This window comes from Streptomyces sp. R35 (assembly GCF_041053035.1).
GTDB classification, from domain to species: Bacteria; Actinomycetota; Actinomycetes; order Streptomycetales; family Streptomycetaceae; genus Streptomyces; species Streptomyces lutosisoli.
In genome coordinates, this window is record NZ_CP163440.1 from 3,107,663 (window position 1) to 3,133,476 (window position 25,814).

The following is a 25,814-nucleotide window of genomic DNA, read 5'->3' on the forward strand; positions in this document are numbered from 1 at the left end:
GAGCTTTTGTCCGGAGCTTTCCGACCGGAACGCCGTCGTATTTCTCCTCGTCGTTCCTCCGCAATCGCCCCATCCCCTGATGCCGTCCGGTCCGGCTCGCTACCGTGAGTCAGTTCACATGCGGTCGTCCCACGGGCGGGCTCAGGCCGCAGCGGTTCACGCAACGGGGGGAGCCGCATGAAGCGCGCACCTGTCACTGACCTTGTCGTGTTTCTGCCGGGCATCATGGGGACCCGGCTCGCGGACGCCGACGGCGCCGCCATCTGGGATCTGTCGGGCGGTGCCCTGTGGCGGGCCCTTCGCACCTTCGGGAAGTCGGTCAAGGGACTGCGGTTACCCGCCGACATCGGTGACGACCACCCCGGCGACGGCGTACGTCCCGTCGGCGTCATGCCCGACCTCCACGCGATCCCGGGCATCTGGCACCCCATCGACGGCTACACCGACCTACTCGGCTGGCTGGAGCAGAACTTCACCCTGCGTCGCCGACTGCCGAACGACCCTCCGGGTACGGCGGCGAACCTGGTCGAGTTCGGGTACGACTGGCGGCTGTCCTGCCGGTACAACGCCCACCGCCTGCGGGAACGCGTCGCGGAGGAACTGGAACGCTGGCGCTCCTCGGCACCGGAACGCGCCGACGCGCAGGTCGTGTTCATCTGTCACTCGATGGGCGGACTGGTCGCCCGCTACTACGTGGAGTGCCTGCGCGGGTACGAGACCACCCGCCGCCTGATCACCCTCGGCACCCCGCACCGCGGCTCGCTCGACGCCCTCGTCCATCTGGTCAACGGCCTGCGCAAGGGCTGGGGCCCGTTCGGCGTCGACCTCACCGGCTTCGCGCGCTCACTCCCCTCACTGCACCAGCTCGCGCCGGACTACGCGTGCGTCTCGACAGCGGACGGGCACGGACTCACTTACGCACGCGACCTGACCGGCCTCCCCGGCCCCGACGCCAAGCTCCTGGAGGACGCGGGCCGCTTCCACGCCGAGCTGCGCCAGGCGGCGGAGGCGCCCGGCCGCGCTGCCCGTACCGACCTGGTCGCGGTCGTAGGCGTACGCCAGCCGACGGCGACCACCGCCTCGTACGCCGACGATCTCCTGGTCCCCGCCTGGGACATCGCCGGCGTCGACGAGGGCGGCGACGGCACCGTCCCCCGCCTCTCGGCCCGCCCGGCCAACGCCGCCGGCACGGGATCGCTGACAGCCACGGCCTTCACCCCCAACGAGCAGCATGGCTCCTTGCAGAACAACCGCGGCGTGCGCGACGCGATGTGGGGCTGGCTCGGGCAGGAGCCTCCCTTCCACCGGGGCCCGGAGGACGAGGATGTGCCTCCACTGAGCGTGCTGGCTCCGTCCCTGCTGGAGCACGGGGTGCCGTATGAGGTGCGGGTTTCGGTGCCGGGTGACGTGGAGGGGCACGACGAGCTGCTGGTCGTGGCGGAGCTGAAGCCCGCGGGCGGGCGGGACGGGGCGTCCCGGTCTCTGCGGAACCTTGGGGGCGGGCGCTATCAGGGGAGTTTCCCCGCTCCGGAGGGTGGGGCCTATCGGCTGGCGGTACGGGTGGAGGGGCGCGCGGAGTCGACGGTCACCGCGCTGACGTTGGTGGGTGAGGCGGGTGAGTGAGCAGCGGGTCGAGCCGGTTCAGGGGACTGTTCTTGGGGTGGTGGTTCAGCGGTACGAGAGCACGAAGTTCCCCGAACTGACCCACGCGACGGAGCAGTTGAACAGCCTGTGCGCGTTGCTGAAGGGGTACGGGTATACGCCGACCGTGGTGGAGGACCCGCCCCGCGATGGCCTCAAGGTCTCGGTGGAGGGCTGGCGGAAGGGGTGGAAGGAGCAGGGCGGGAACGGGCCGGCGATTGTGTTGTGGTCGGGGCACGGACAGCTCCGCAACGACAGACTTCGCCTGATCGTGCACGACACGCTCGACATCAAGGATTCCGAGCAGACCTACGGGATGGACACCCTCACGTCCGCCGCGCTGCGCAGCGGTGCGGACCAGATTCTGCTGCTGGTCGACACCTGTTACTCGGGGGCGGGAGTCCTGGCGTCTCTGGACGAGGCACTGGCCGATCTGGCCGCCAAGACGCTGCCGCCGGGCCGGTCGAACTGGCTCGGGGTCGTCGCGAGCTGCCGCCCGCAGGAGAAGGCCGAGGGACGCGGGGTCCTGCTGGAGACCGTGGCCGAGGTCTTGCGCAACGGCCCCCGGACCAAGAGCTACCGCCACGAATGGAGCCCCCGGAACGGGCTGATCACCGGATCCGCGGTCATCCAGGCCGCCCTGGACCAGTGGCCGGAGGACGAGGGGCAGCTTCCGATTCCCGCTTTCCTCGGACGGGACCGACCGATGTTCAGCAACCCTCATAACGAGAATAAGAAGCTCGAGCCGGAGCTCGTAGAACACCTGGTCAGGGCGGCGCGCGGGGTGGCCCGTGTCGAAGAGGGCTGGTTCTTCAGCGGACGTCGGCGGGTGCTCAGGGAGATCGTCGACTGGTGCAAGGCCGGGGAGCCGGGGTTGTTCCTGGTCACGGGGAGCGCGGGTAGCGGCAAGTCGGCCGTACTCGGGAGGATCTCGACTCTCTCCGACCGGGCGCACCGGGCCGACATCGAGAAGCACGGTGCTCTTCGCAAGGACGATCCGTATCCGGAGGTCGGTACGGTGCACGGCTCCCTGCATCTGCGGGGCCTCACGGTCCAGCAGCTCGCGGAGGCCATCGCGCGGGTACTGAAGCTGGAGGCTCCCGAGACTCCGGCTGTCTTGATCGCGGATGTGGAGCGGGAGTGGCCTGCCTCCGGTCGACCTCCGGTCCTTGTTCTCGACGGTCTGGATGAGGCCGCATCGGACCAGGCCTCCCCCATCGTCGAACAGGTGCTGGCTCCACTCAGCCGGATGGCGTGCGTCCTGCTGGCCTCCCGGGACCGGCCGTTCAATCCCGGGGCCGAGGAGGTCGGGGAACCGCTGGATCAGGCGATCAGTCGCGTTTTGGGGATCCGGGCACGCGCGGCCGGCCTGGACGACGAAGCCGACACGGGTGACGACATCGAGGAGTACGCCCGCCGTCGGCTCCGGGACACCGGCCTGCCCGACGAAGCCGCCGCGCTGATCAAGCGACGGGCCTCCGTGAGCCATGGGGGGTTCTTGTTCGCTCAGATGGCAATCGATTCCGTGATCAGGCACTTCCCCGAGACCGGCGCCGAGGAGTGGGAACAGAGCGTTCCGGCGTCCATCTCGGCCGCGTTCACAGAAGACCTGACCGCCGGGCCGAAGCTGGAGCGGGACGGGGAGGTCCTCCCGCACGCCGTGCAGGAACTGCTGACCGCGCTCGCCTGGGGCACAGGCAACGGCATGCCCGCCAGGGGTGTGTGGGAGGCGGCGGCCACGGCACTCAGTACGGCCGGGACTGTCTACGGGCGGGAGGATCTGGACTGGCTGCTCAACTGCTACGGGCGGTATGTCATCGAGGACAGCGATGGTGTCCAGGCCGTGTATCGGCTTTACCACCGGGAGTTCATCGAGCATCTGCGAGGGGTGTCCGCTGGGCCGCGTACGGAGGGGCAGGCAGAGCCTGCGTTCCGCGTGGCTCGTGCGTTCGTGGATCTTCTGCGGCAGCAGAGCGAGGACGCGTCGGTTCTTGAGTACGCGAATCCCTACCTGCGGAGGTCGCTTTCAGAGCACGCGGTCATGGCGGGAGGCAGGGGTATCGCGTTGGTGCGTGAACTTGTGGAGCTGCGGGGGGAGGTGTTCTGGCCAGATCTGGCGAGTGCTTTGGGCGAACTGGCGGTTTCGATCTCGGAAGCAGGACAGCGGGATGAGGCGCTCGCGCCGTCCCAAGAGGCGTCTGACCTTTATCGGACCCTTGCCGAAACCAATCCCGCCGTGTACCTCCCCAACCTCGCCATGTCCCTCAACAACCTCGCCGTCCACCAGAGCAAGACCGGAGACCAACAAGCCGCACTCACCACCAGCGCCCAAGCCGTCACCATCCGCCGCACCCTCGCCGAGGCCAACCCCGCCGCCTACCTCCCCGACCTCGCCAGCTCCCTCAACAACCTCGCCGTCTACCAGAGCGAGACCGGAGACCCCCAAGCCGCACTCACCACTAGCAACGAAGCCACCGGCCTCCACCGCATCCTCGCCGAGGCCCACCCCGCCGCCTACCTCCCCAACCTAGCCACCTCCCTCAACAACCTCGCCGTCTACCAGAGCAAGACCGGAGACCGACAAACCGCACTCACCACCATCACCCAAGCCGTCACCATCCGCCGCACCCTCGCCGACACCAACCCCGCCGCCTACCTCCCCAACCTCGCCAGCTCCCTCAACAACCTCGCCGTCTACCAGAGCGAGACCGGAGACCCCCAAGCCGCACTCACCACTAGCAACGAAGCCACCGGCCTCCACCGCATCCTCGCCGAGGCCCACCCCGCCGCCTACCTCCCCAACCTAGCCACCTCCCTCAACAACCTCGCCGTCTACCAGAGCAAGACCGGAGACCGACAAACCGCACTCACCACCATCACCCAAGCCGTCACCATCCGCCGCACCCTCGCCGACACCAACCCCGCCGCCTACCTCCCCGACCTCGCCAGCTCCATCAACAACCTCGCCATCTACCAGAGCGAGACCGGAGACCCCCAAGCCGCACTCACCACCATCAACCAAGCCACCGACCTCTACCGCACCCTCGCCGACACCAACCCCGCCGCCCACCTCCCCGACCTCGCCAGCTCCATCAACAACCTCGCCATCTACCAGAGCAAGACCGGAGACCAACAAGCCGCACTCACCACCAGCACCCAAGCCGTCACCATCCGCCGCACCCTCGCCGACACCAACCCCGCCGCCTACCTCCCCGACCTCGCCAACTCCTCTCACAACCTCGCCTCTACAGAGCAAGACCGGAGACCAACAAGCCGCACTCACCACCAGCACCCAAGCCACCGACCTCTACGCACCCTCGCCGAGGCCAACCCCGCCGCCTACCTCCCCGACCTCGCCAGCTCCCTCAACAACCTCGCCAACCGCCAGAGCAAGACCGGAGACCCCCAAGCCGCACTCACCACCAGCACCCAAGCCACCGACCTCTACCGCACCCTCGCCGAGGCCAACCCCGCCTACCTCCCCAACCTCGCCGGCTCCCTCAACAACCTCGCCAACCGCCAGAGCGAGACCGGAGACCCCCAAGCCGCACTCACCACCATCAACCAAGCCGTCACCATCCGCCGCACCCTCGCCGACACTAACCCCGCCGCCTACCTCCCCGACCTCGCCAACTCCCTCAACAACCTCGCCGTCTACCAGAGCGAGACCGGTGACCAACAAGCCGCACTCACCACCATCACCCAAGCCACCGACCTCTACCGCACCCTCGCCAAGGCCCACCCCGCCGCCTACCTCCCCGACCTCGCCGGCTCCCTCAACAACCTGGCCAACCGCCAGAGCGAGACCGGAGACCCCCAAGCCGCACTCACCACCATCACCCAAGCCACCGACCTCTACCGCACCCTCGCCGAGGCCCACCCCGCCGCCTACCTCCCCGACCTCGCCGGCTCCCTCAACAACCTCGCCACCATCGCACCCCTTGAAGAGACGCTCACCGCCTACGCCCAGGCGGAACAGTCCCTCCGCGCCCACCCTGTTGCTACGCGCCAAATCGTCGTCCAGCGCGCGGAATTCCAACTCACACAAGCAGAACCCGATGCCGGAATTCACTCCTTGGTCGAACTCCTCACATCACCCCCACCCGCCGGCCCAGACCCCGCCGCTCTCAATGCCCGGCATCTGCTGCGCGATCTCAGCCGCACAAGCGCCGACGCCGCCTCTCAGATCAATGACTCCTGGCGCACATCAACCGGCGCAGAACCCCCGGCGTGGCTGAAGCTCCACGAGGCCACCATCGATCTCGCCATCGAGTGGATCAACTGCCCGACCTGGGCAGCCTCCCGCGCCTTCTGGGAGGAACACTCGGCGCACCTCCAGTCCCCCGAGACCGCCCTGGCCCTGGAGGAACTCGCTCTGGTCTCCAAAGCCGCCGAGCAACATCTCCGCATCGCCCGCGACGCCACAGCCAACACCCCAGACGCCGCGTTCCGCCCGTACCTCACAGAAGAATTGCTCAGCTCCTGGATCAACACCCCTACCTGGGAGGAATCCCAGGCCTCCCTCTCCGACCACGCAGAACATCTCCTGCACGACCGGGCCCTCGAACTACTCAGCACCGACACCGAGAGCGCAGAATCCGCCACCCACCTCGCACTCCTCCTCCTGGCCCGCGCAGACGGAATCCCCACCGCCTACCAATACGTCGAGGTCCGCACCCCCCTGAGCGAACGAATCCAGCAGCTACTGGCCGCCCCGGACCCCACCCTCCTCAACGCCTGCGCCCTACTCGAACTTCTCATCCACCAAGACGAGTTCACCGGCACCGTCCACCTGGCCATCTCCGCAGCCCTCGCCGACGACCCCTACGACCCCACCCCCTGGCCCACCCCCGACCCCACAGCCCGAGACCGAGCCATCGCCGAGATCGCCACCCTCATGGGCCGCTCCCCCCAACACGCCCCGGCCCTGAACACCCTCCTCCAAAGCCTCCTGTCCACAACAACCACCCCATGACGACCCCGTAACCACCCACGCCCCCATGACCACCCCACCCCTCCCCCGCTCCACGATCCTCGTCGTCCAAGCGGCCTCCGCCCGAGTACCCGGAACCCCGGACGCCGGAGCGGAGTACCGGGAAATGCAGCAGAGCATCACGCACGGGCGGCACGGACACGCCCTCACCCTCGAAAGCCTCCAAGCGGCGCAGGCTCGGGACCTGCCCGACCGCCTGATCAGGGGCGCCCCCGCAGTCCTGCACTTCTCCGCCCGCGGCACCCCCGGCGGCGGCCTCCGCTTCCTCACCGGCGACGGCGGAGAGGCCCCGGTCTCCGACCAGGGCCTGTGCGAACTGCTCACTGAATTCGTGGCGGAGGGCCTCCGGCTCGTAGTCCTCAGCGCCTGCTGGACCTCCGAGCTGGCCGCGCTTCTCGCCGAGACCGTCCCCTGCGTCATAGGCACCGGCGTCCCGATCACCGACACCGGCTGCCTCGACTACTCCCGCACGCTCTACAGCGCCCTCGCCCAAGGCCGCTCGGTCGGGAAGGCGCACAGCATCCCGGTCGGCGCGACCGAGATGTACGGCGCGGACCGGCGCTGCCTGCCTGAGGTGAGTGCCGCCCCCGGCTCCTACGCCGATGCCCTCCACCTCGTAGCCGCCGGGTATCGCGTCCCGCCGACCCGCACCCCCATCAAGCCGCGAGGCGGCGGCTTCCCCTGGCGGTTCCGCAAAACCAAGATCCCCAACTCCCGGGAACCCCCGTCATAGCCGGACAGCCGGACGACCGGACAGCCGAACAGCCGGCCTCACCGAGGCGTCAGCGCCTTGTCCGTCCACAGCACCAACGTCTCCACCCACACATTCGGAATCTCCGTCTGATACGCAGGCGTAAGGTGCCGCGTCCGGTACGCCTTCAAAACGTCGTACGTCGCGTCCAGGCAGTCCCGGGACCCCAGATCCCCCGTCTCCGGGTCGATCCCGACGAGGAACCCGCGGCTCTCCACCGTACGGATCATCGCGCGGGCGCCGTTCACGTCGCTGGTGGACGAGGACGTGCAGCGGTAGCGGCTGTACGGGTGGGTCGACTTCCCGGGGTAGTGCGCGTCGCGGGACATGTCGCTGAGCATCTGGGCGTACGAGCCCTCGGCGTGCCAGGCGCCGATGTCGCCGCCGGGCGGGGTGTAGAGCCCGTTGCCCGGGTTCTCGACGGCGCCGTACTCCCAGCGGTCGGTGCCCGTGATGCGGAAGCCCCAGCCGGTGTGGCCGAACTTCTGGGCGCCGTCCGGCTTGACGAAGACGCAGGCGCCGCCGGGGCCGGCGGGCTGCCCGGCCGAGCCCACCGAGCCGGTGCCGGCGGTGGCGCCGTGGGACGGTGTGCCGCCGCTCGGCTTCACGGCCGCCCCGGTGTCCATCGGCTGGCAGCCCGTCATGCCCACGACCACTCCGGCCGCGGTCGCCGCCAGCGCCCAGCGAAACCCTCGTTTCCGTGCCAGTCCGCTCATGTCATCCCCCTGGTGTTCCCGCCGATGTTCCCGAGGGCGCCCTGCGCGGGAACCCTGTGCAGGGGGCCACACGTAATGGGGGCTCGGCAGTTCAACGGGTGACACGGTCGTGACGCCTCCGGGCCGTACCCGGTACGGGTCTTTACAGGCGCGGACACTCTGACAGCGTGTAAGTCTCGTCTCACCTGCATGAAAGCGCCCCCGTGCGCCTCTCACGGACCGGGGTGCGGCCTTATTGTCTAAACGTCAAACGCCCTCGGGGTTCCCGCACCCCTCCCAAAGGAGCCTTCATGACCGCGCCCGTCGTCCACTCGCTGCGCGAACAGATCCGCGAGCACATCGTGGAGGGGATCGTCAGCGGGCGCTGGAAGCCGGGCGAGCGGATCGTGGAGCGGCGGATCGCCACCGAGCTGGAGGTCAGCCAGACCCCGGTGCGGGAGGCGCTGCGTGAGCTGGAGTCGTTGCGGCTGATCGAGTCGGCGCCGAACAAGGGCGTGCGGGTGAGGAACCTGACGGCCGCCGACCTGGAGGAGAGCTACCCCGTACGAGCCGGTCTTGAGGCCATCGCGGCCGAGCTGGCGGCCGAGCGGCTCGCCGAGGACTGCTCGGCCCTGGAGCCGCATGTCGCGGCACTGTACGAGGCCGACCGGCTGGCGGACGGGACCGGTCAGGTCCGGCACACCGTGGGCTTCCACCGCGAGCTGGTGCGGGCCGCCAACAACTCCGTGCTGCTGCACACCTGGGAGGGGCTGGGCATCGAGGTGTTCACGGCCCTGTCGATCCGCTGGCTGGGGACCGTCCAGCAGTCGTACGCGGAGGAGCACGAGGCCCTCGTGGACGCGTTCCGGCGGCGGGATCCGCTGATCGCCGACCTGGTGAAGGCGCATGTGCTGGGGTGCGCGCCGCGGCCGTGACACCGCTGAGGCACTGCCGGGGCACCTCGTGCCGGGCGGCGCGCCACGGCCTCGCCGCAGCCTCGACACAGCCGAGCACGCCCGCGCTCACCTGGGAAAACCCCTGGAGAATCCCTGGGAATCCAAGGCACCCGGTGCCTGCCGTGAAGGCACCCCGTGCCGACTTTCGCGATACGAAGAGGTTTTCGGCCTGAAGGCTTTGATCGATCATCGATCAGGGGGTTACAGTCACCGACGGGCTCCCACCAGAGCTCATCGCCCTGTCCTGCCAAAGACAAAGGGCACCCCGAAAACCCCTTACCGATGAGGGAACCCCCCTCCGCATCCGGAAGGCGGCGCAATGACCGACCCCACCGCAATCCAGCCGAGCGAGCTCGACCAGCTCCCGGACCGCGACCCCGAGGAGACCGCCGAATGGCAGGCCTCCCTGGACGCCGTCACCCAGGCGGCCGGGCCGCACCGTGCCGCGTACCTGATGCGCCGCACACTGGAGCGCGCCGAGGGCAACGGTCTCGCGCTGCCCAAGCTGCTTGAGACCGACTACGTCAACACCATCCCCACCGCCGCCGAGCCCACCGTGGACGGCGACGAGGAGATGGAGCGCCGGATCACCGCGTGGAACCGCTGGAACGCGGCCGCGATGGTGAGCCGGGGCAGCAAATACGGCGTGGGCGGCCACATCGCCACCTTCGCCTCCGCTGCCTGGCTCTACGAGACCGGCTTCAACCACTTCTTCAAGGGCAAGGAGGCCGACGGGTCCGGCGACCAGCTCTACATCCAGGGCCACGCCTCCCCCGGCATCTACGCCCGCGCCTTCCTCGACGGCCGGCTGAGCGAGCAGCACCTCGACCGCTTCCGCCAGGAGTCCGGCGGCAACGGTCTGCCGTCGTACCCGCACCCGCGCCGCCTCCCCTGGCTGTGGGAGTTCCCGACGGTGTCGATGGGCCTCGGCCCGCTCTCCGCCATCTACCAGGCGCGCTTCAACCGCTACCTCACCAACCGCGGCATCAAGGACGTCTCGCAGTCCCACGTCTGGGCGTTCCTCGGTGACGGCGAGATGGACGAGCCCGAGTCGACCGCGGCACTCGCACTCGCCTCCCGCGAGGGTCTGGACAACCTGACCTTCGTCATCAACTGCAACCTGCAGCGCCTCGACGGCCCGGTCCGCGCGAACTTCAAGATCGTGCAGGAGCTGGAGGCCCAGTTCCGCGGCGCCGGCTGGAACGTCGTGAAGTCGCTGTGGGGCTCGGCCTGGGACGAGCTGTTCCAGCTCGACACCACGGGCGCGCTCGTACGCCGCCTGCGCCAGGTACCCGACGCGCAGGTGCAGACGTACCAGACCCGGGACGCCGCCTACATCCGCCAGGACTTCTTCGGCGCCGACCCGGCGCTCGTCGAGATGGCGAAGCTGCTGAGCGACGACAAGATCCTTGAGTGCTTCCACCTCTCCCGTGGTGGCCACGAGTCGCGCAAGGTGTACGCCGCCTACCGCGCCGCCCTGGCCCACAAGGGCGCTCCGACGGTGATCCTGGCCCAGACGGTCAAGGGCTTCACGCTCGGCGAGGGCTTCGCGTCCAAGAACGCCAACCACCAGATGAAGAAGCTGTCGGTGGACGAGTTCAAGCAGATGCGTGACCTGCTCGAACTCCCCATCTCCGACAGCCAGTTCGTCGACGGCCAGGTCCCCTACGGCCACCCGGGCGCCGACGCCCCCGAGGTCCGTTACCTCCAGGAGCGCCGCGCGGCCCTCGGCGGCCCGGCCCCGGCCCGCCGTACGCACGCCCTCGCCCCGCTGCCCGCCCCCGCCGACAAGACGTTCGCGTCCTTCGACAAGGGCTCCGGCACGCAGAACGTGGCGACGACGATGGCCTTCGTCCGCCTGGTCAAGGACCTGGTCCGCGACAAGCAGACCGGTAAGCGCTGGGTGCCGATCGTCCCCGACGAGGCGCGCACCTTCGGCATGGAGAGCCTCTTCCCGTCCCTCGGCATCTACTCGCCCAAGGGCCAGACGTACGAGCCGGTCGACCGCGACCAGCTGATGTACTACAAGGAGGCCAAGGACGGCCAGATCCTCAACGAGGGGATCACCGAGGCCGGTTCCATGGCGGACTTCATCGCCGCGTCCACCGCGTACTCCACGCACGGCGAAGCGATGATCCCCTTCTACATCTTCTACTCGATGTTCGGCTGGCAGCGCACGGCCGACCAGATGTGGCAGCTCGGCGACCAGCTCGGCCGCGGCTTCCTCGTCGGCGCCACGGCCGGCCGTACGACGCTGACGGGCGAGGGCCTCCAGCACGCCGACGGCCACTCCCCCGTCATCGCGGCGACCAACCCGGCCGCGCTGTCCTACGACCCGGCGTTCGCGTACGAGATCGGGGCGATCGTCAAGGACGGTCTGCGCCGTATGTACGGCGAGGCCGCCCCGGGCGAGGACCCGAACGTCTTCTACTACCTGACGGTCTACAACGAGCCGATGCCGCAGCCCGCCAAGCCGGCCGGCCTCGGTATCGACGAGGGCATCGTCAAGGGCCTGTACCGCTTCAACACCGCCGAGTCGGCGGGCGTGAACGTGGCGGCCGCCAACGCCCCGCGCATCCAGCTGCTGGGCTCCGGCACGGCGATCCACTGGACTCTTGAGGCGCAGAAGCTGCTCGCCGAGGAGTGGGGTGTCGCGGCGGACGTATGGTCCGCGACGTCCTGGACCGAGCTGCGCCGCGACGCGCTGGAGGCCGACGCGGCCCTGCTGCGCGGCGAGGAGCGGGTGCCGTTCGTCCGTCAGGCGCTGCAGGGCGCCGAGGGCCCGGTCCTCGCGGTCTCCGACTACATGCGCCAGGTCCCGGACCAGATCGCGCAGTGGGTCGAGCAGGACTACTCCTCGCTGGGCGCGGACGGCTTCGGTCTCTCCGACACCCGTGAGGCGGCCCGCCGCCACTTCGGCGTGGACGCCCAGTCGATCGTCGTCGCGGCGCTGGCGCAGCTCGCCCGCCGCGGTGAGGTCAAGGCGTCGGCGGTGAAGGAAGCGCGGGAGCGCTACGGCCTGTAAGGCCTGCTTGTAAGACCTGAGGTCCGGTCCGGTTCAGTTAGGTCCGGTTCAGTTCAGTTCAGTTCGGCGAAGGGGTACGGCAACTGCCGTGCCCCTTCGGCGTCTGCCGCGGTTCTCCGCGCTGTCAGTGGTGTCCCGCATCATGAACGTATGCGTGCTGCCCGCCTGATCAAGATGGTGCTGCTGCTCCAGTCGAGGCCGTCGATGACCGCCGCCGAGCTGGCGCGGGAGCTGGAGGTGTCCGAGCGGACCATCACGCGGGACGCGCAGGCGCTGTCGGAGGCGGGGGTTCCGGTGTACGCGGACCGGGGGCGGGCCGGAGGTTATCGGCTGGTCGGCGGATACCGGACGCGGCTGACGGGACTGGCCCGCGGCGAGGCGGAGGCGCTGTTCCTGAGCGGGGTGCCGGGGGCGCTGCGCGAGATGGGCCTGGAGGACACGGCCTCGGCGGCCCGACTGAAGGTGTCCGCGGCCCTCCTCCCCTCCCTGCGGGACGCTTCCCGTACGGCGGCACAGCGGTTCCATCTCGACGCGCCCGCCTGGTTCAGCGAACCCGAGACGCCCGAGCTGCTGCCCTCGGTCGCGGACGCGGTCTGGGACGACCGGCGGATCACGGCGCGCTACCGCCGCGGGGAGGCCGAGGTCGAGCGGGTGCTCGAACCGTACGGGCTCGTGCTGAAGGCGGGGGTCTGGTACCTGTGTGCGCGCGTCGCCGAGGCCACGGATCCGGAGTCCCCGCCCGGGCCCTTCCGGGGGTACCGGGTGTACCGGATCGACCGGTTCACGGCCGTCGCGCCGGGCGAGGAGCGCTTCGGCCGGGACGAGACGTTCGATCTGCCCGGGTTCTGGGAGGAACGGGCCGAGGAGTTCGCGCGCTCCATCCTGCGGGCGGAGGTTGTCGTACGGCTGTCTCCGGAGGGCGTGGGGAAACTGTCGTACGCCGTTGATCCCGCGTCGGCCAAACAGGCGCTGTCCGCCTGCGGCGCGCCGGACGGCAGGGGCTGGGTGACCGTCACCCTCGCCGTCGAGTCCGAGGAGGTCGCCCATGCGCAGCTGACGGGGCTCGGGCCGGAGGTGGAAGTGCTGTCCCCGGCGGCGCTGCGTGACCGTTTCGCGGTGGACGCGGCTCGGCTGGCGGCGCTCTATGAGTGAGGGCACCGTGGAAATGCGCACGCGTGGAATACGCACGAGGGACCACCGGAACGCATAAGAATGAAATGCGCACGAACGCGGTGGTTTTACCTTCGGCATGTGCACGCATAACAATCTGCGCCACTCCACGTGCGTCCCTCCCGTCCAGGCCCGATGCTGGACCCGTGATGGACGAGACGGAGTTCTGGGAGCTGGTGGACACGACCCGCGAGGCCGCCGAGGGCGACCCCGAGGAACAGGCCGACCTGCTCGTCGAGCGACTCGTCCAGTTGGACCCGGACATGGTCCTCGACTTCGCCCGGCACTTCGAGGCCCGCTACAACCGCGCGTATCGCTGGGATCTGTGGGGCGCGGCCTGGGTGCTGCTCGACGGCGCCAGCGACGACGCCTTCGACTTCTTCCGGTGCTGGCTGATCGGCCAGGGCCGGGACGTCTTCGAGGGCGCGATGCACGACCCCGACTCGCTCTCCGATCTCCTGGAGGACTTCGACGAGGAGATCGACGGCGACGGCGAGGAGCTGGGCTACTCGGCGGACGAGGCGTACGAACAGCTCACCGGCGTCGTCGCCCCCGACCTGGGCATCCCGCCCGCCGCCGCGGAGCCCGAGGGCACGCCTCTCGACTTCGAGAACGAGGGCGTGCTCGCGGAGCGCTATCCCAAGCTCTGGGAGCGGTTCAGGGGCTGAGCCTCAGGCCGCCAGCGTCCTGCGGCGGCCCGTGTCCGACGGGATGTACGCCTGCGCCTGGTCGGCCTTCACCGCGTGGTGCATCGGCGCCGCGTTGGCCTGGTCGAGCGCGGACGCGGTGACCGCGGCCGGACCGAGCACGACCGTCGCGACCGCGCAGACCACCGCCCAGGGGCCGCGCGCGGACTTGTTCGTGTTCTGGGTACGACTGCTCATCATGATCCCCACCTCCAGTCAGTGCGTGTCCACGACGGTATGGCGCCTGCCTCGGGGTGATCAGTGAGCCATCTAGGGGAACCCTGTGAGCCGGCCCCGGCCATCAGGGGCGCGGGGAACTGCGCAATCTTTTAGCGGGGGTCCGGGGGCGCAGCCCCCAGGAACGGATGGGACGGGTAGGGGCGGCGGGGGCGATCAACGCCCTTGCAACCGGGCAGCCAGCTCACGGATCTCCGGAAGGCGGGCCGTCAACGCGGCACCGGGGCAACTGGTCATGAACCCGTCGTTGTGCCCCGCCACGGTCGGCAGCATGGCAGTGGTTCCCGCATGGAACCGACTGAGACTGTTGCTGGACACCAACCGCACCGCGGCCCGCGGATCAACCCCGGACAGCCCCAGCTTCCACGCGGCCAGCGCCGCGATCGCCTCGGTCATCGCCCGCGGCACCTCCGTACCCGCCGTGAACGTACCGATGGCCGCGACCCCTGCGGTCCGATGGTTGAACCCCTGCGCGTGCGCCCCGGTGACGGGCCGGTCCACCCCGCCCGCACGCCCCTCGTAAATGTTCCCGCAGCGGTCGACGAGGAAGTTGTAGCCGATGTCGTCCCAGTTCCGGGCGCCGGTCTGGCCGGCGTAGAGGTAGCGGATGATGCGGGGCGCGTCGGCGCAGGCGTACCCGTTCGGCGAGTCGGTGTGGTGCACGAAGACCGCGACGACCCGGTCGTCGTACCGGGGTGCCGGCTGGGGGTGCGCACGTGCGGTCGCCGCGTCCAGCCAGCGCGACCGCGGCACGATGGCCGGCCGGGCCGCCGTGTGCGCGGCCACGGCAGGGCGGGCGGCGACCGGCGGCCGGTCGGGGTGGGCCCCCGTACGGTCCACCCCGGACGCGCACATCACCAGCGCCATCACGGCGACGAGCCCGGGCACGCACCCGAGCGCCACCCAGACCGCCCGCGGCAGCCGCACGCGCCACGGGAACCTCGCCCGCCGCGAACTCCACAGTCGCCGCACGGCACGAGGCACTCGCCCCGCACCGCCCGGTCGTGCCCCCCGCGTCTTCCGGAAGACACGCATGGACTCACCCTGGCCCCGATCCGCCTCATCCGCGATGTGTGCTGTGCCACCTGGTGGAACCATCGTCCCGGTCCGGGACGTTTTTACAGTTCCACGCACGTGTGGAGCTCTCCGGTCGGCCCCCGACCGGCCACGCGTGCGTGCTTGATCACTGGGCCCGCCCCACGCGTACTAAGGGGCCCGAGAGAAAGGCGGCTCCGTGGACGTGCTCGACCTCCTGCTGATGCTGGTGATCCTGGTCTACGCGGCGTCCGGCTACCGCCGCGGCCTGGTCGCCGGCTGTGTCTCGCTGGCCGGTTTCGTGGGCGGCGCCGTCATAGGCGTATGGGTGCTGCCCTGGATGATGGACCTGGTCACGGCGGGGACGCCGGGGGCGACGGTGACGGCCGTACTGACGGTGCTCGTGCCCGCCGTGGTGGGCCACGAACTGATGGGGCGGCTGGCGCTGAAGCTGCGCCGCGAGCTGGACCGGGGTCCGCTGCGGGTGGCCGACGGAATCGGCGGGGCCGCGGCGAACACGCTGGCCGTGCTGCTGGTGGCCTGGGTGGCCGCGAGCGTCCTGGGCGCGTCCTCGTCGACCGTGGTGACGCAGTCGATCCGCAACTCGGCGCTGCTGGGCGCGGTCCAGAACGCGATGCCGGAGACCACGCCCACCTGGTTCTCGCGGGCGACCTCGGCGCTCACGGAGGCGGGCTTCCCTCAAGTCTTCAACCCGTTCGAGAACGAGCCGGCGACGAGCGTCGCGAAGCCCTCGGGGGACAGCGTCACGGCGTCCGCGACGAACGCCGCCAAGCTGAGCACCGTGAAGGTCGAGGGCGTCGCGGGCAACCAGGGGCGGGAGGGCAGCGGCTTCGCTTACACGTCCGAGCATGTGATGACCAACGCCCACGTGGTGGCGGGCATCGACCGGCCGACCGTACGGGTGGGCGGGGTCGGACGCCCGTACGAGGCGCGGGTGGTGCTCTTCGACTCGCAGAAGGATGTCGCGGTGCTGTACGTGCCGGGCCTGCGGGCGCCCGTCCTCGGCTTCGACGACAGCGCCGCGCGCGGTGACTCGGCGGTCGTGGCGGGCTATCCGCAGGACGGCGGCCTCGACCTCCAGGCGGCCACCGTCGCGAACCGCATCAACGCGACGGGCCAGAACATCTACAACACGGACACCGTCACCCGCGAGATCTACTCGATCCGCTCCACCGTCCGCCCCGGCAACTCGGGCGGCCCGCTCCTCACCACCGACGGCAAGGTGTACGGCGTGGTCTTCGCCCGCTCGACCTCGGACAACGAGACGGGTTACGTCCTGACGGCGAACGAGGTCGCGGGCGACGCCCGGAAGGCCGCGAACGCCACCGCGCCGGTCGACACGGGCGACCTCGTCACGGACTGACGGTCACGGACTGACGCCGGCTCAGAAGTGGGTGCCGCCGTCGATGCGGACCTCGGTGCCCGTGATGAACCGGCCGTCCTCGGAGGCGAGCATCGCGACCACGCCGGCCACGGTCTCCGGTCCGGCGAAGCCCTGGCCGAGCGCCGGGGAGAGCTTGGCGAACAGGCTCCAGTCGGTGTCCTCGGGCAGACCGGGGCCGACGCTCTGCCCGCTGACACCTGAGCCGTCGGTCATGCCGGACGAGATGGAACCGGGCTGTACGGCGGTGAAGCGGATGCCCTGCTTGCCGTACTCGCTCGCGAGGGCGTGCGTCATGGACTGGATGCCGCCCTTGGAGGCCGCGTACGCCGCCATGTACGGGTGGGCGAACATCGCCGAGGTGGAGCTGAAGTTCACGACGGCGGGGCTCTGACCGTCCAGCAGGTGCGGTATCGCCTCGCGGATCATCAGGAAGGTGCCGGTCAGGTTGACGGCGATGACCGTGTTGAAGTCGGCGAGCGTCGTCTCGTGCGTGTGCCCTGAGCGCAGGATGCCGGCCGCGTTGACGAGTACGTCGAGGCCGCCGAGGGCGCCTACGGCCTGGGCGATCCCGTCCCGTACGGACGCCTCGTCCGCGATGTTCACGACGACGGTGGTCAGCCGCCCGGCGTCGGCGCCCGCCTTGGCGACGGTGTCCGTGAGCCCGGCCTCGCTGACGTCGGCGGCGACGACCTGGCCGCCCTCCGCCAGTATCCGCAGCACGGTGGCCTGGCCGATGCCGGAGCCGCCGCCGGTGACGAGCGCGCGGCGGCCTTCGTAGCGATTCATGGTGTGTCTCCTTGTGGGTCGCTCGACGTCTCTCCGAGCGGGGGGCTACTGACCGGTCTCTATCTCTCCGAGCAGGGGGCTCCTGACCGGTCTCTCGACGTCGACATACTGGATGCTCCAGACACGGTACGCCCGCATGGCACGTTTTGCCACAGTGTCGAAACATGCCCCTCTCCCCTGGGCGGGCGTACGCTTTCTCCCGTGAGCAGCCAGCCGTCCCCCGCGCCCGAGACCCCCGCCCTCTCCCTGACCGAGCGGCGCAAGGCGGCGACCCAGCTCGACATCGCGCGCGCGGCCTCGGAGCTGTTCACGGAGTACGGCCCGGACGGCACCACGGCGGAGGACATCGCCCGCCGCGCCGGGGTCGCGCTGCGCACCTTCTACCGCTACTTCAGGAACAAGCAGGACGCCGTGGGCCCCCTGCTCGCGGCCGGCGGCGACCGCTGGCGCGCCCTGCTCGCGGCGACGGAGCCGGGCACGGCGTTGCCCGAGGCTCTGGAGAAGGCGATCGAGGAGTCGTTGTCCGCTTCGGACGAGCACGCGGCGGAAGGCTTTCAGCAGACCCGGGCGCTGCTGCGGGCGGCCGTGGACGATCCGGCACTGCGCGCCGTCTGGTACCGCGTGAACCAGGAGTCGGAGGAACAGCTGATCCCGGTGGTGGCCCGGCTGGCAGGCCCCGACGCGGACCCCCTGGAGGCGCGCCTCGCCGCCGCGGCGGCCACCGCCGCGATCCGGGTCGCCCTGGAGACCTGGGCGGAGACGGACGCGACGGCCGGGGGCCCGGGCTCACCCGCCGAGCTGGCGGTCCGCTGCCTGCGTCAACTCATGGGCGGAATACGCCCGTTGCTCGCCGAGGGCGAGGCCTGACCGGAGCGCTCCGGCGGGGCGCGGGGCGGTGGGGCCGGTCAGAGAGAACGCCCCATCAGTACGTCATCCACGTACTCGCCGTCGAGCAGGAACTCCTCGGGCATGATCCCCTCCACCACGAACCCCTCGGACTCGTACAGCTTGCGTGCCGGGGTGTTGTGCCCGAGGACGCGCAGCGTGATGCGTCGGGCGCCCTGCCGACGGGCCTCCTCCAGGACACCCCGCAGCAGCGCACGCCCGACCCCGGCGCCGCGCACCTCGTCGGCGACGACGAGTCCCTGGATCTGGCGCACATGGGAGTTGGAGGCGAGCGGCGTCGGAAACCCCAACCGGATGTAGCCGACCACCGCGCCGTCGATCTCGGCGACGAGATGGTCCCGGGGGCCGAACCGGTCGCCGTAGAAGGGGTCGTACGGCGGTTCGGGACGCGGCATGACGGCGTGCAGCGGGGACCAGGTGTCGCGGTCGAGCCGACCGAGCGCGTCCTCGTCGTCGAGGGTGGCGGTACGTATGTACGGAGCTGGCATGCGGATCACTGTACGGCGGCGGTATGGGACCCCTCCGGGAATTTCCCGGGCGGCTGTACGGCGCCGGTACGGACGCGCGCCGGTCCGGGGGCCGGTCCCCCGTGCTTCCCCCACTCCCCCACTGCCCCACTTCCCTCGCGACTTTTCCCCACGGCCGTATGGGGACCCGTCGCGAAATATCCCCGGCGGTCCGGGCAGGATGGACCCATGACCGACTCGCCCCTTCCCCCCGGTTCCCGCATCGCGATCGCCGGTGCGTCCGGCATGATCGGCTCGGCGCTGACGCGCTCCCTGACCTCGGACGGACACGAGGTGGTCCGCCTGGTGCGTCGTCCGCCCCGCGCGAAGAACGAGGTCCAGTGGGATCCGGACGCGCAGCGGATCGACGCGGCGGGGCTCGTCGGCTGTGCGGCGGTCGTCAATCTCGCGGGGGCGGGGGTCGCTTCGCGGCGCTGGACGGAGGCGTACAAGCGGAAGATCCGGGACAGCCGGGTGCTGGGAACGGTGACGCTCGCGGAGGCGGTGGCGTCGTTGGAGGAGCCGCCGGGGGTCTTCGTCAACGGGAGTGCGATCGGCTTCTACGGCGATACGGGCGGGCGGGCGGTGGACGAGTCGGCGCCGCCCGGGGACGGTTTCCTTCCGGCGCTGTGTGTGGAGTGGGAGGAGGCGGCGGGTGCGGCCCAGGAAGCGGGCATCCGCACGGTCTTCCCCCGGACCGGTCTGGTGGTGGCCGGCAAGGGTGGGGCCTGGGGGAAGTTGTTCCCGCTCTTCAAGGCGGGGCTCGGTGGGCGGATGGGGGACGGGCGCCAGTACTGGAGTTTCATCTCCCTTCACGACGAAGTGGCCGCGATCCGCCACCTCATGGAAACGGAGTCCCTGTCGGGCCCGGTGAATCTGACAGCCCCCGATCCCCTCACCAACCGCGAGATCACCGAGGCCATGGGCCACGTCCTCCACCGCCCGACCCTCTTCACCACCCCGGCCCCCCTTCTCCGCCTCGCCCTCGGAGAAATGTCCAGCGACATCCTCGGCAGCCAACGCGTCCTCCCCACCCGCCTCCTCGAATCAGGCTTCACCTTCGCCTTCCCGTCGATCGAGTCAGCCCTACGAGCAGCCTTGACCTGAGGGGGCTTCTTTCGCCCCCGCCGCCCCTACCCGTCCCATCCCTGGGGGCTGCGCCCCCAGACCCCCGCTCAAAAGATTGCGCAGTTCCCCGCGCCCCTTTTAGGGGCGCGGGGCTGTGACATTTGCGGCTCCGCCGCGGGGCGCGACCAGCCCCCACCGGCCCGCAGACGACGAACCAGGGCGCGCCTTCAGGGGCGCGGGGAACTGCGCAATCTTTTGGACCAGCCCCCACCCACCCGCAGACGACACACAACCCCCGGGGTCGAAGGGGCGGAGCCCCTGGGGATGGGACGGGTAGGGGCGGCGGGGGCGGTAAAACCACGCCCTGGGACCCGCATATGCACCCCCATGCGCCCGTGCACGCCCACCACGCGACTTCCCCCGGACGTCGACACCCCACACCCTCAACCCGAACTCGGGTATCCCAGACGCCTGTTGGGGGCATGACGTCCCCACCGGCCGCGCAACCTCGAGGAGGGGCACGTGCTAGAGCCCGCACGCCAAGCCGCGACCATCACGGCGATAGCGGAAGACGTGGACGTCGTCATCGTGGGAGCCGGCGTAGCCGGCCTCGCGGCCGCCCGACATCTGACCAGGGCGGGTCTGACGACCACCGTCCTGGAGGCCGCCCCGACCGTCGGCGGCCGCATGTCCACGGAGAAGGTCGACGGCTTCCGGCTGGACCGAGTGGGCCGGCTCCTGTCCACCTCGTATCCCGAACTGCGCCGCACCCCGGGCCTGGAGGCCCTGACCCTGCGCACGTTCTCCCCGGGCGTCCTGCTCCACAGCGACGGCCACCACCACCGCGCCGCCGCCCCCACCGCGCCCCGGAGCGCAAGGGGCGCACTCACCACCGCGCGCGCCCTCGCGAGCGCCCCCCGCCTCCCCCTGCCCGCCCCCAGCGCGCAACCACACGCCCCGGCCCCCTCGGCGGCCCGCTCGACCAGTCCCGTCTGGCCGCCGCGCTCGCCCGCCTCGCCGCCACCCCGCCGGACCGCCTCCTCGCCCGCCCGGACCTGACCGCCGCGGAGGCGTTGACCACCCGGGGGCTCCCGGCCCGCACCGTCGACGGTTTTCTGCGCCCCCTTCTCGCGGCCCTCCTCTGCGACCCGGCGCTGCGGACGTCCAGCCGCTGCGCGGACCTCGCCCTGCACTCCTTCGCGACGGGCCGCCTGTGTCTGCCGGAGGGCGGCGCGGACACGCTCCCGGAGCTCCTCGCGGCCACTCTCCCGCCGGGCACGGTCCACACGGGCGTCCAGGTCACCGCGGTCTCCACGACCACCGTGACGACCAGGGACCACGGCGAACTCACCTGTCGCGCCATCCTGCTGGCGACGGGGGCCCGCGCCGCCGCCGAGCTGCTGCCGGGGCTGCACGTCCCCGACTTCCACCCGGTGACGGTCCTGCACCACACCACGGACGAGCCCCCGCTCACCGACCCGGCCCTGCTCCTGGACGCCGACCGGAGCGGTCCGGTGGCGCACACCGCGGTCATCAGCCAGGTCGACCCCACGCGGGCCCCCGCGGGCCGCGCCCTCGTCTCCTCGACCGTGCTGGGCTCACCACCGGCCGCGGCCCATCTGGACGCGGCGGTCCGCTCCCAACTGGCCCGCCTCTACGGGACGTCGACCACCCGCTGGGAACTCCTCGCGGTCCATCACGACCCCGAGGCGGTCCCGGCGATGCCCCCGCCGCACGATCTGCGCCGCCCTGTACGACTGCTGGCGGGCCTGTATGTGTGCGGCGACCACCGGGACACCAGCACGGTCCAGGGGGCGCTCCACTCGGCCCGCCGGGCCGCCCACGCCCTGCTCGCGGACCTGGGCGCCCAACCGTCCCCCTTAGCCGAACCCTTGGAGACCGCCGCCTGAGCCGACCGGTTCCAGGGCCGCGTTCTCAGCCCAGCGCCGCCACCTTGTCCCGGTAGCCGCGTACGGGCGCCGCGTCCTTGTACGGTTCCAGCCGCTTCTCGAAGTCCCGTACGTACTCGATGGCCCGTACCGACCTCATCTCCGCGGCCTGTCCGGCGGCTTCCGCCCCCAACTGGCAGGCCTGGTCGAGCTCGCCGAGCCCGAGCCGTGCCGAGGCGAGCACCACGCGGCAGAACAGCCGGCTGCGCGCATAGCCGGGCGCCCGCAGTTGCAGCGAGCGCTCGGCGTGCTGCGCCGCGGCCCGGAACTGCTGAAGGTCGCGGTGGCAGTGCCCGAACTCGTCGGCGAGCTGTGCCTCGTCGAAGAACCGTGCCCAGTACGGGATTTCGTCGCCGGCCCGGGACGCCTCCAGCGCACGCTCGGCGCGGACGAGGGACGCCGTGCAGGCGCGTACCTCGCCCAGCACCCCGTGCCCGCGCGCCTCGACGGCGTGCAGCAGCGCCTGCACCACGGACGGCGCCGCCGATCCGACGCCCTGCTGGGCGACCCGCGCGAGCTGCACGGCCTCCCGCCCATGGCCGAGGTAGACGGCCTGGCGGCTCATCGTCACCAGCACGTAGGAGCCGTACGCCCGGTCCCCGGCCGCCTGGGAGAGCCGCAGCGCCTGGACGAAGTACCGCTGCGCGAGTCCGTGCGCGGCGATGTCGTACGAGGTCCAGCCGGCGAGCCGGGTGAGGTCGGCGGCGGCGGCGAACAGTCGCCGCCCGGTCTGCTCGCCGTACGCGCCGCGCAGCATCGGCTCGGCCTCGTGCTCCAGATAGCGGACCAGGGCCTGGCGGGCGTGACCGCCGCCGTACGCGTGGTCGAGGGCGCGGAAGAGCTCGCCCACCGAGCGCAGTGCGGCGATGTCGCCGCCGGTGACCTTCTGGCCGGGGCCGCGTTCGGTCTGGCTGCGCTGCCGGGGCACGGCGGGGCGTCCCTGGGCGGGGACGCGCGCGGGCCCCGGGTCGCCGCGGCCGACCTTGTCGTCGGCGCGCCCGATCAGCCAGTCCCGGCTGGGGACGACGAGTCCCGCCGGGGTGAAGGCGATCTTGCGCAGCTCGGCGTGGCTGCCGGAGTCCTTGCGCCACAGCCCGCCGACGATGTCGACGGCCTCCGCGGGGGTCGCGGCGAACTCCAGCCCCGCGTACACCGGGGCGCACGCGTCGAGCCCGAGGTCCTGGGCGGTGAGCCTGCGGCCGAGGCGGCGGGTGAACACCTCGGCGATGAGTGCGGGCGTGGTCCCCCGGGGCTGCTGCCCGCGCAGCCACCGGGTCACCGATGTCTTGTCATATCTCAGATCGAGTCCGTGTTCGAGGCCGAGCTGGTCAACGCGACGGGCGAGACCTGCGTTGGAGAACCCCGCTTCTGCGATGAGCGCGGCGAGCTGTCGGTTGGGGGTGCGCTGCGCGGGTCGTTCCGTCATCTGCGGTGCGGTCTCCTGCCTTCCGGGTCTCTGCGACTTGCCCGGATTGCCTGTGAGCAGCCCTTATGGCCTCGTGAACGGCGCGAATGTAGCGGAGCGTAAGCACCTCATCGCATTCTTCGGCGTTCATTCATCCGATCGTGTGAGGATTGACCGTCGGGCTGACGGGCATCGGCCGGACGTACAGTGGCGTGGGCGCGTTACGTGCCTTACGAGGGTTTCTGAAGGGCTTCTAGGGAGGCGCTTGCCGTGAGTGAGTTGCGGTTCGTCCGCATGGGATTCGGTGCCGAGGCCGTCGAGTACCAGGAGGCGTGGGACGAGCAGCGCCGGGTGCATGCCGCCCGTTTCCTGGACGAGGTCCCCGACACCTGTCTGCTCCTGGAGCACCCGCCGGTCTACACGGCGGGCCGGCGCACGGCGGACAACGAACGGCCCCTCGACGGCACGCCCGTCATCGACGTGGACCGCGGCGGCAAGATCACCTGGCACGGTCCGGGCCAGCTGGTGGGCTATCCGATCCAGAAACTGCCCCGGCCGGTGGACGTCGTAGCACATGTACGCCGCCTGGAAGAGGCACTTATCCGTACGTGTGCGGAGTTCGGCGTGGAGACCAGCCGTGTCGAGGGCCGCAGCGGTGTCTGGGTGCTCGGTGATCCGGTCGAGCAGCGTCCCTCGCTCGGGGGGCTCTCCCTCGACTTCGATCCGCGCCTTCAGGACGAGGAGTTCGACCCTCGCCTCAACGGCCCGGAGTACGCCCCCTCCAACGCCGGGCAGCGGCGCGAGGACCGCAAGATCGCCGCGATCGGCATCCGTGTCGCCAAGGGCGTCACCATGCACGGCTTCGCCCTCAACGTGAACCCCGACAACGCCTGGTTCGACCGCATCATCCCCTGCGGTATCCGTGACGCGGGCGTCACCTCCCTCGCGAACGAGCTGACCCGCGACGTGACCATCGGCGACGTCCTCCCGGTCGCGGAGCAACACCTCCGCGACGTTCTGGAGAACGCCCAGCTACTCCCCCGGGTCGTGGAACGGACCTCGGCCTAGCGGCCAGTTCTCGCCCCCGCCGCCCCTACCCGTCCCATCCGTTCCTGGGGGCTGCGCCCCCAGACCCCCAAAAGATTGCGCAGTTCCCCGCGCCCCTGAAAAACCCGGGGCGCAACCCCCTGCTTTTAGGGGCGCGGGGAACTGCGCGACCAGCCCCCACCCACCCGCAGCCAAAGAACCGGCCCACGGGGTCTGGGGCGGAGCCCCAGGAACGGGATGGGACGGGTAGGGGCGGCGGGGGCGAAAGACTCCCCCGGGAATGGACCCCCGTTCCCGAAGGTTCCCCACCGCGGGGAGTGAGAACCGCACGGGCGTACGCTGGTGTACGCCGAAGAATCGAAGCTACAGGGAGCCGATGTGTCCGCAGTCGCACCCGACGGACGCAAGATGCTGCGCCTGGAGGTCCGGAACGCCCAGACCCCCATTGAGCGCAAGCCCGAGTGGATCAAGACCCGGGCGAAAATGGGTCCCGAGTACACGAAGATGCAGAGCCTCGTGAAGAGCGAGGGCCTGCACACGGTCTGCCAGGAGGCGGGCTGCCCCAACATCTACGAATGCTGGGAAGACCGCGAGGCGACCTTCCTGATCGGCGGTGACCAGTGCACGAGGCGCTGCGACTTCTGCCAGATCGACACGGGCAAGCCCGAGGCCCTCGACCGTGACGAGCCCCGCCGCGTAGGCGAGTCCGTCGTGACGATGGACCTGAACTACGCGACCATCACCGGCGTCGCCCGCGACGACCTGGAGGACGGCGGCGCCTGGCTGTACGCCGAGACGGTCCGCCAGATCCACGCACAGACGGCGGCCCGCGAGGCCGGCCGCACCAAGGTCGAGCTGCTCGCCCCCGACTTCAACGCCGAACCCGACCAGCTCGCCGAGGTCTTCTCCTCGCGCCCCGAGGTCTTCGCGCACAACGTCGAGACGGTCCCGCGGATCTTCAAGCGCATCCGCCCCGGCTTCCGCTACGAGCGCTCGCTCAAGGTCATCACCGAGGCCCGAGACTACGGTCTGGTCACGAAGTCGAACCTGATCCTCGGCATGGGCGAGACCCGCGAGGAGGTCAGCGAGGCGCTCCAGCAGCTGCACGAAGCGGGCTGCGAGCTCATCACGATCACGCAGTACCTGCGCCCCTCCGTGCGTCACCACCCCGTGGAGCGCTGGGTCAAGCCGCAGGAGTTCGTGGAGCTGAAGGAGGAGGCCGAGGAGATCGGCTTCTCCGGCGTCATGTCGGGCCCGCTGGTCCGCTCGTCGTACCGCGCCGGCCGCCTGTACCAGATGGCCATCGAGAAGCGAGGCGCGTACATCGCCTCGCAGGCGGTCTGACACGCCGTAGGACTTGAGTCGAACACAGAAGCGGTGGCACTCAGTGCCACCGCTTCTGTGTGAATCCGCGCACAAGCAACTCCCCCTTCGCAACGGCCCGTTCGACACCTTTCGGACCGTCCCCGCAGATGGGGACACCATCAGGGCCGCGTCAGCGTACGAACCCGCCGCATCAAGGCTTCATTGGTGTTTGACCGGTCGGTCACGCC

At 70.5% G+C, this 25,814-nt stretch carries 18 protein-coding genes and 2 pseudogenes; 14 read left to right on the top strand and 6 right to left on the bottom strand.

What is annotated here, in order from left to right:
• Positions 1-177 precede the first annotated feature (177 nt).
• From AB5J50_RS14395 to AB5J50_RS14405, 3 genes are read left to right on the top strand one after another with little or no spacing between them, the layout of a single operon-like run.
• Positions 178-1,623 (top strand): esterase/lipase family protein, encoded by a 1,446-nt coding sequence (locus AB5J50_RS14395; RefSeq protein ID WP_369258106.1) that lies wholly within the window; start codon positions 178-180, stop codon positions 1,621-1,623.
• Positions 1,624-1,660: 37 nt separating this feature from the next.
• Complete coding sequence (locus AB5J50_RS14400) at positions 1,661-6,616, top strand: AAA family ATPase (RefSeq protein WP_369258108.1); 4,956 nt, start codon at positions 1,661-1,663, stop codon at positions 6,614-6,616.
• A 25-nt stretch (positions 6,617-6,641) separates the two neighbouring features.
• The gene (locus tag AB5J50_RS14405; protein WP_369258110.1) at positions 6,642-7,367 is read left to right on the top strand and encodes a CHAT domain-containing protein; all 726 of its coding nucleotides are present in this window, start codon (positions 6,642-6,644) and stop codon (positions 7,365-7,367) included.
• A 38-nt stretch (positions 7,368-7,405) separates the two neighbouring features.
• Here AB5J50_RS14405 and AB5J50_RS14410 read toward each other — a convergent pair whose 3' ends face one another.
• On the bottom strand, positions 7,406-8,101 hold the full coding sequence (locus AB5J50_RS14410) for a hypothetical protein (RefSeq protein WP_369258112.1): 696 nt from the start codon (positions 8,099-8,101) through the stop codon (positions 7,406-7,408).
• Positions 8,102-8,391: 290 nt separating this feature from the next.
• Between AB5J50_RS14410 and AB5J50_RS14415 the strand changes: the two genes are divergently transcribed.
• The 4 genes from AB5J50_RS14415 (at position 8,392) to AB5J50_RS14430 (ending at position 13,899) form a co-directional block, all read left to right on the top strand.
• The gene (locus tag AB5J50_RS14415; protein ID WP_327428140.1) at positions 8,392-9,015 is read left to right on the top strand and encodes a GntR family transcriptional regulator; all 624 of its coding nucleotides are present in this window, start codon (positions 8,392-8,394) and stop codon (positions 9,013-9,015) included.
• A gap of 340 nt (positions 9,016-9,355) precedes the next feature.
• Entirely contained in the window at positions 9,356-12,061 is a 2,706-nt protein-coding gene (gene aceE / locus AB5J50_RS14420) for a pyruvate dehydrogenase (acetyl-transferring), homodimeric type (RefSeq protein WP_369258114.1), read from the top strand.
• 150 nt (positions 12,062-12,211) lie between these two features.
• On the top strand, positions 12,212-13,213 hold the full coding sequence (locus AB5J50_RS14425) for a helix-turn-helix transcriptional regulator (protein WP_369258116.1): 1,002 nt from the start codon (positions 12,212-12,214) through the stop codon (positions 13,211-13,213).
• 167 nt (positions 13,214-13,380) lie between these two features.
• Positions 13,381-13,899: a DUF4240 domain-containing protein gene (locus AB5J50_RS14430; protein ID WP_369265391.1), complete on the top strand. Its 519-nt coding sequence runs from the start codon at positions 13,381-13,383 to the stop codon at positions 13,897-13,899.
• 3 nt (positions 13,900-13,902) lie between these two features.
• On the opposite strand, the gene AB5J50_RS14435 is transcribed toward AB5J50_RS14430, so the two are convergent.
• Both AB5J50_RS14435 and AB5J50_RS14440 read right to left on the bottom strand, forming a co-directional pair.
• Positions 13,903-14,118, bottom strand: a complete 216-nt coding sequence (locus AB5J50_RS14435) for a hypothetical protein (protein ID WP_327428143.1) — start codon at positions 14,116-14,118, stop codon at positions 13,903-13,905.
• A 192-nt stretch (positions 14,119-14,310) separates the two neighbouring features.
• The gene (locus tag AB5J50_RS14440; RefSeq protein WP_369265392.1) at positions 14,311-15,021 is read right to left on the bottom strand and encodes a peptidoglycan recognition protein; all 711 of its coding nucleotides are present in this window, start codon (positions 15,019-15,021) and stop codon (positions 14,311-14,313) included.
• A gap of 367 nt (positions 15,022-15,388) precedes the next feature.
• Here AB5J50_RS14440 and AB5J50_RS14445 point away from each other — a divergent pair, with 367 nt between their 5' ends.
• Positions 15,389-16,573, top strand: a complete 1,185-nt coding sequence (locus AB5J50_RS14445) for a MarP family serine protease (RefSeq protein ID WP_369258118.1) — start codon at positions 15,389-15,391, stop codon at positions 16,571-16,573.
• Positions 16,574-16,594: 21 nt separating this feature from the next.
• On the opposite strand, the gene AB5J50_RS14450 is transcribed toward AB5J50_RS14445, so the two are convergent.
• On the bottom strand, positions 16,595-17,380 hold the full coding sequence (locus AB5J50_RS14450; RefSeq protein WP_369258120.1) for an SDR family NAD(P)-dependent oxidoreductase: 786 nt from the start codon (positions 17,378-17,380) through the stop codon (positions 16,595-16,597).
• Between the two features lie 201 nt (positions 17,381-17,581).
• Between AB5J50_RS14450 and AB5J50_RS14455 the strand changes: the two genes are divergently transcribed.
• The gene (locus AB5J50_RS14455) at positions 17,582-18,247 is read left to right on the top strand and encodes a TetR/AcrR family transcriptional regulator (RefSeq protein WP_369258122.1); all 666 of its coding nucleotides are present in this window, start codon (positions 17,582-17,584) and stop codon (positions 18,245-18,247) included.
• Positions 18,248-18,285: 38 nt separating this feature from the next.
• Here the strand turns inward: AB5J50_RS14455 and AB5J50_RS14460 are convergent, their stop codons facing one another.
• Complete coding sequence (locus AB5J50_RS14460) at positions 18,286-18,774, bottom strand: N-acetyltransferase family protein (protein WP_369258124.1); 489 nt, start codon at positions 18,772-18,774, stop codon at positions 18,286-18,288.
• A 207-nt stretch (positions 18,775-18,981) separates the two neighbouring features.
• On the opposite strand from AB5J50_RS14460, the gene AB5J50_RS14465 reads away from it, so the two are divergent.
• The 3 genes and pseudogenes from AB5J50_RS14465 to AB5J50_RS14475 all read left to right on the top strand — a co-directional run.
• Positions 18,982-19,899, top strand: a complete 918-nt coding sequence (locus tag AB5J50_RS14465; RefSeq protein WP_369258126.1) for a TIGR01777 family oxidoreductase — start codon at positions 18,982-18,984, stop codon at positions 19,897-19,899.
• 549 nt (positions 19,900-20,448) lie between these two features.
• Positions 20,449-20,604 (top strand): annotated as a pseudogene (locus AB5J50_RS14470) (FAD-dependent oxidoreductase); the annotation flags it as partial.
• 167 nt (positions 20,605-20,771) lie between these two features.
• Positions 20,772-21,770 (top strand): annotated as a pseudogene (locus AB5J50_RS14475) (FAD-dependent oxidoreductase); the annotation flags it as partial.
• 25 nt (positions 21,771-21,795) lie between these two features.
• On the opposite strand, the gene AB5J50_RS14480 reads toward AB5J50_RS14475, so the two are convergent.
• Entirely contained in the window at positions 21,796-23,235 is a 1,440-nt protein-coding gene (locus tag AB5J50_RS14480) for a regulator (RefSeq protein ID WP_369258128.1), read from the bottom strand.
• Between the two features lie 249 nt (positions 23,236-23,484).
• Here AB5J50_RS14480 and lipB point away from each other — a divergent pair, with 249 nt between their 5' ends.
• Both lipB and lipA read left to right on the top strand, forming a co-directional pair.
• Entirely contained in the window at positions 23,485-24,282 is a 798-nt protein-coding gene (gene lipB, locus AB5J50_RS14485; protein WP_327428151.1) for a lipoyl(octanoyl) transferase LipB, read from the top strand.
• 357 nt (positions 24,283-24,639) lie between these two features.
• Positions 24,640-25,605 carry a lipoyl synthase gene (gene lipA, locus AB5J50_RS14490; protein ID WP_369258130.1) on the top strand — a complete coding sequence of 322 codons (966 nt, stop codon included), beginning with the start codon at positions 24,640-24,642 and terminating at the stop codon, positions 25,603-25,605.
• The last annotated feature ends 209 nt before the right edge of the window (positions 25,606-25,814 follow it).

Bases quoted from the DNA above. Each gene is read 5' to 3' on its own strand.
- AB5J50_RS14395 (WP_369258106.1), top strand. From the start codon at position 178: ATGAAGCGCGCACCTGTCACTGACCTTGTCGTGTTTCTGCCGGGCATC.
- AB5J50_RS14405 (WP_369258110.1), top strand. From the start codon at position 6,642: ATGACCACCCCACCCCTCCCCCGCTCCACGATCCTCGTCGTCCAAGCG.
- AB5J50_RS14410 (WP_369258112.1), bottom strand. From the start codon at position 8,101: ATGAGCGGACTGGCACGGAAACGAGGGTTTCGCTGGGCGCTGGCGGCG.
- AB5J50_RS14415 (WP_327428140.1), top strand. From the start codon at position 8,392: ATGACCGCGCCCGTCGTCCACTCGCTGCGCGAACAGATCCGCGAGCAC.
- aceE (WP_369258114.1), top strand. From the start codon at position 9,356: ATGACCGACCCCACCGCAATCCAGCCGAGCGAGCTCGACCAGCTCCCG.
- AB5J50_RS14425 (WP_369258116.1), top strand. From the start codon at position 12,212: ATGCGTGCTGCCCGCCTGATCAAGATGGTGCTGCTGCTCCAGTCGAGG.
- AB5J50_RS14430 (WP_369265391.1), top strand. From the start codon at position 13,381: ATGGACGAGACGGAGTTCTGGGAGCTGGTGGACACGACCCGCGAGGCC.
- AB5J50_RS14435 (WP_327428143.1), bottom strand. From the start codon at position 14,118: ATGATGAGCAGTCGTACCCAGAACACGAACAAGTCCGCGCGCGGCCCC.
- AB5J50_RS14440 (WP_369265392.1), bottom strand. From the start codon at position 15,021: ATGGCGCTGGTGATGTGCGCGTCCGGGGTGGACCGTACGGGGGCCCAC.
- AB5J50_RS14450 (WP_369258120.1), bottom strand. From the start codon at position 17,380: ATGAATCGCTACGAAGGCCGCCGCGCGCTCGTCACCGGCGGCGGCTCC.
- AB5J50_RS14460 (WP_369258124.1), bottom strand. From the start codon at position 18,774: ATGCCAGCTCCGTACATACGTACCGCCACCCTCGACGACGAGGACGCG.
- AB5J50_RS14465 (WP_369258126.1), top strand. From the start codon at position 18,982: ATGACCGACTCGCCCCTTCCCCCCGGTTCCCGCATCGCGATCGCCGGT.
- AB5J50_RS14480 (WP_369258128.1), bottom strand. From the start codon at position 23,235: ATGACGGAACGACCCGCGCAGCGCACCCCCAACCGACAGCTCGCCGCG.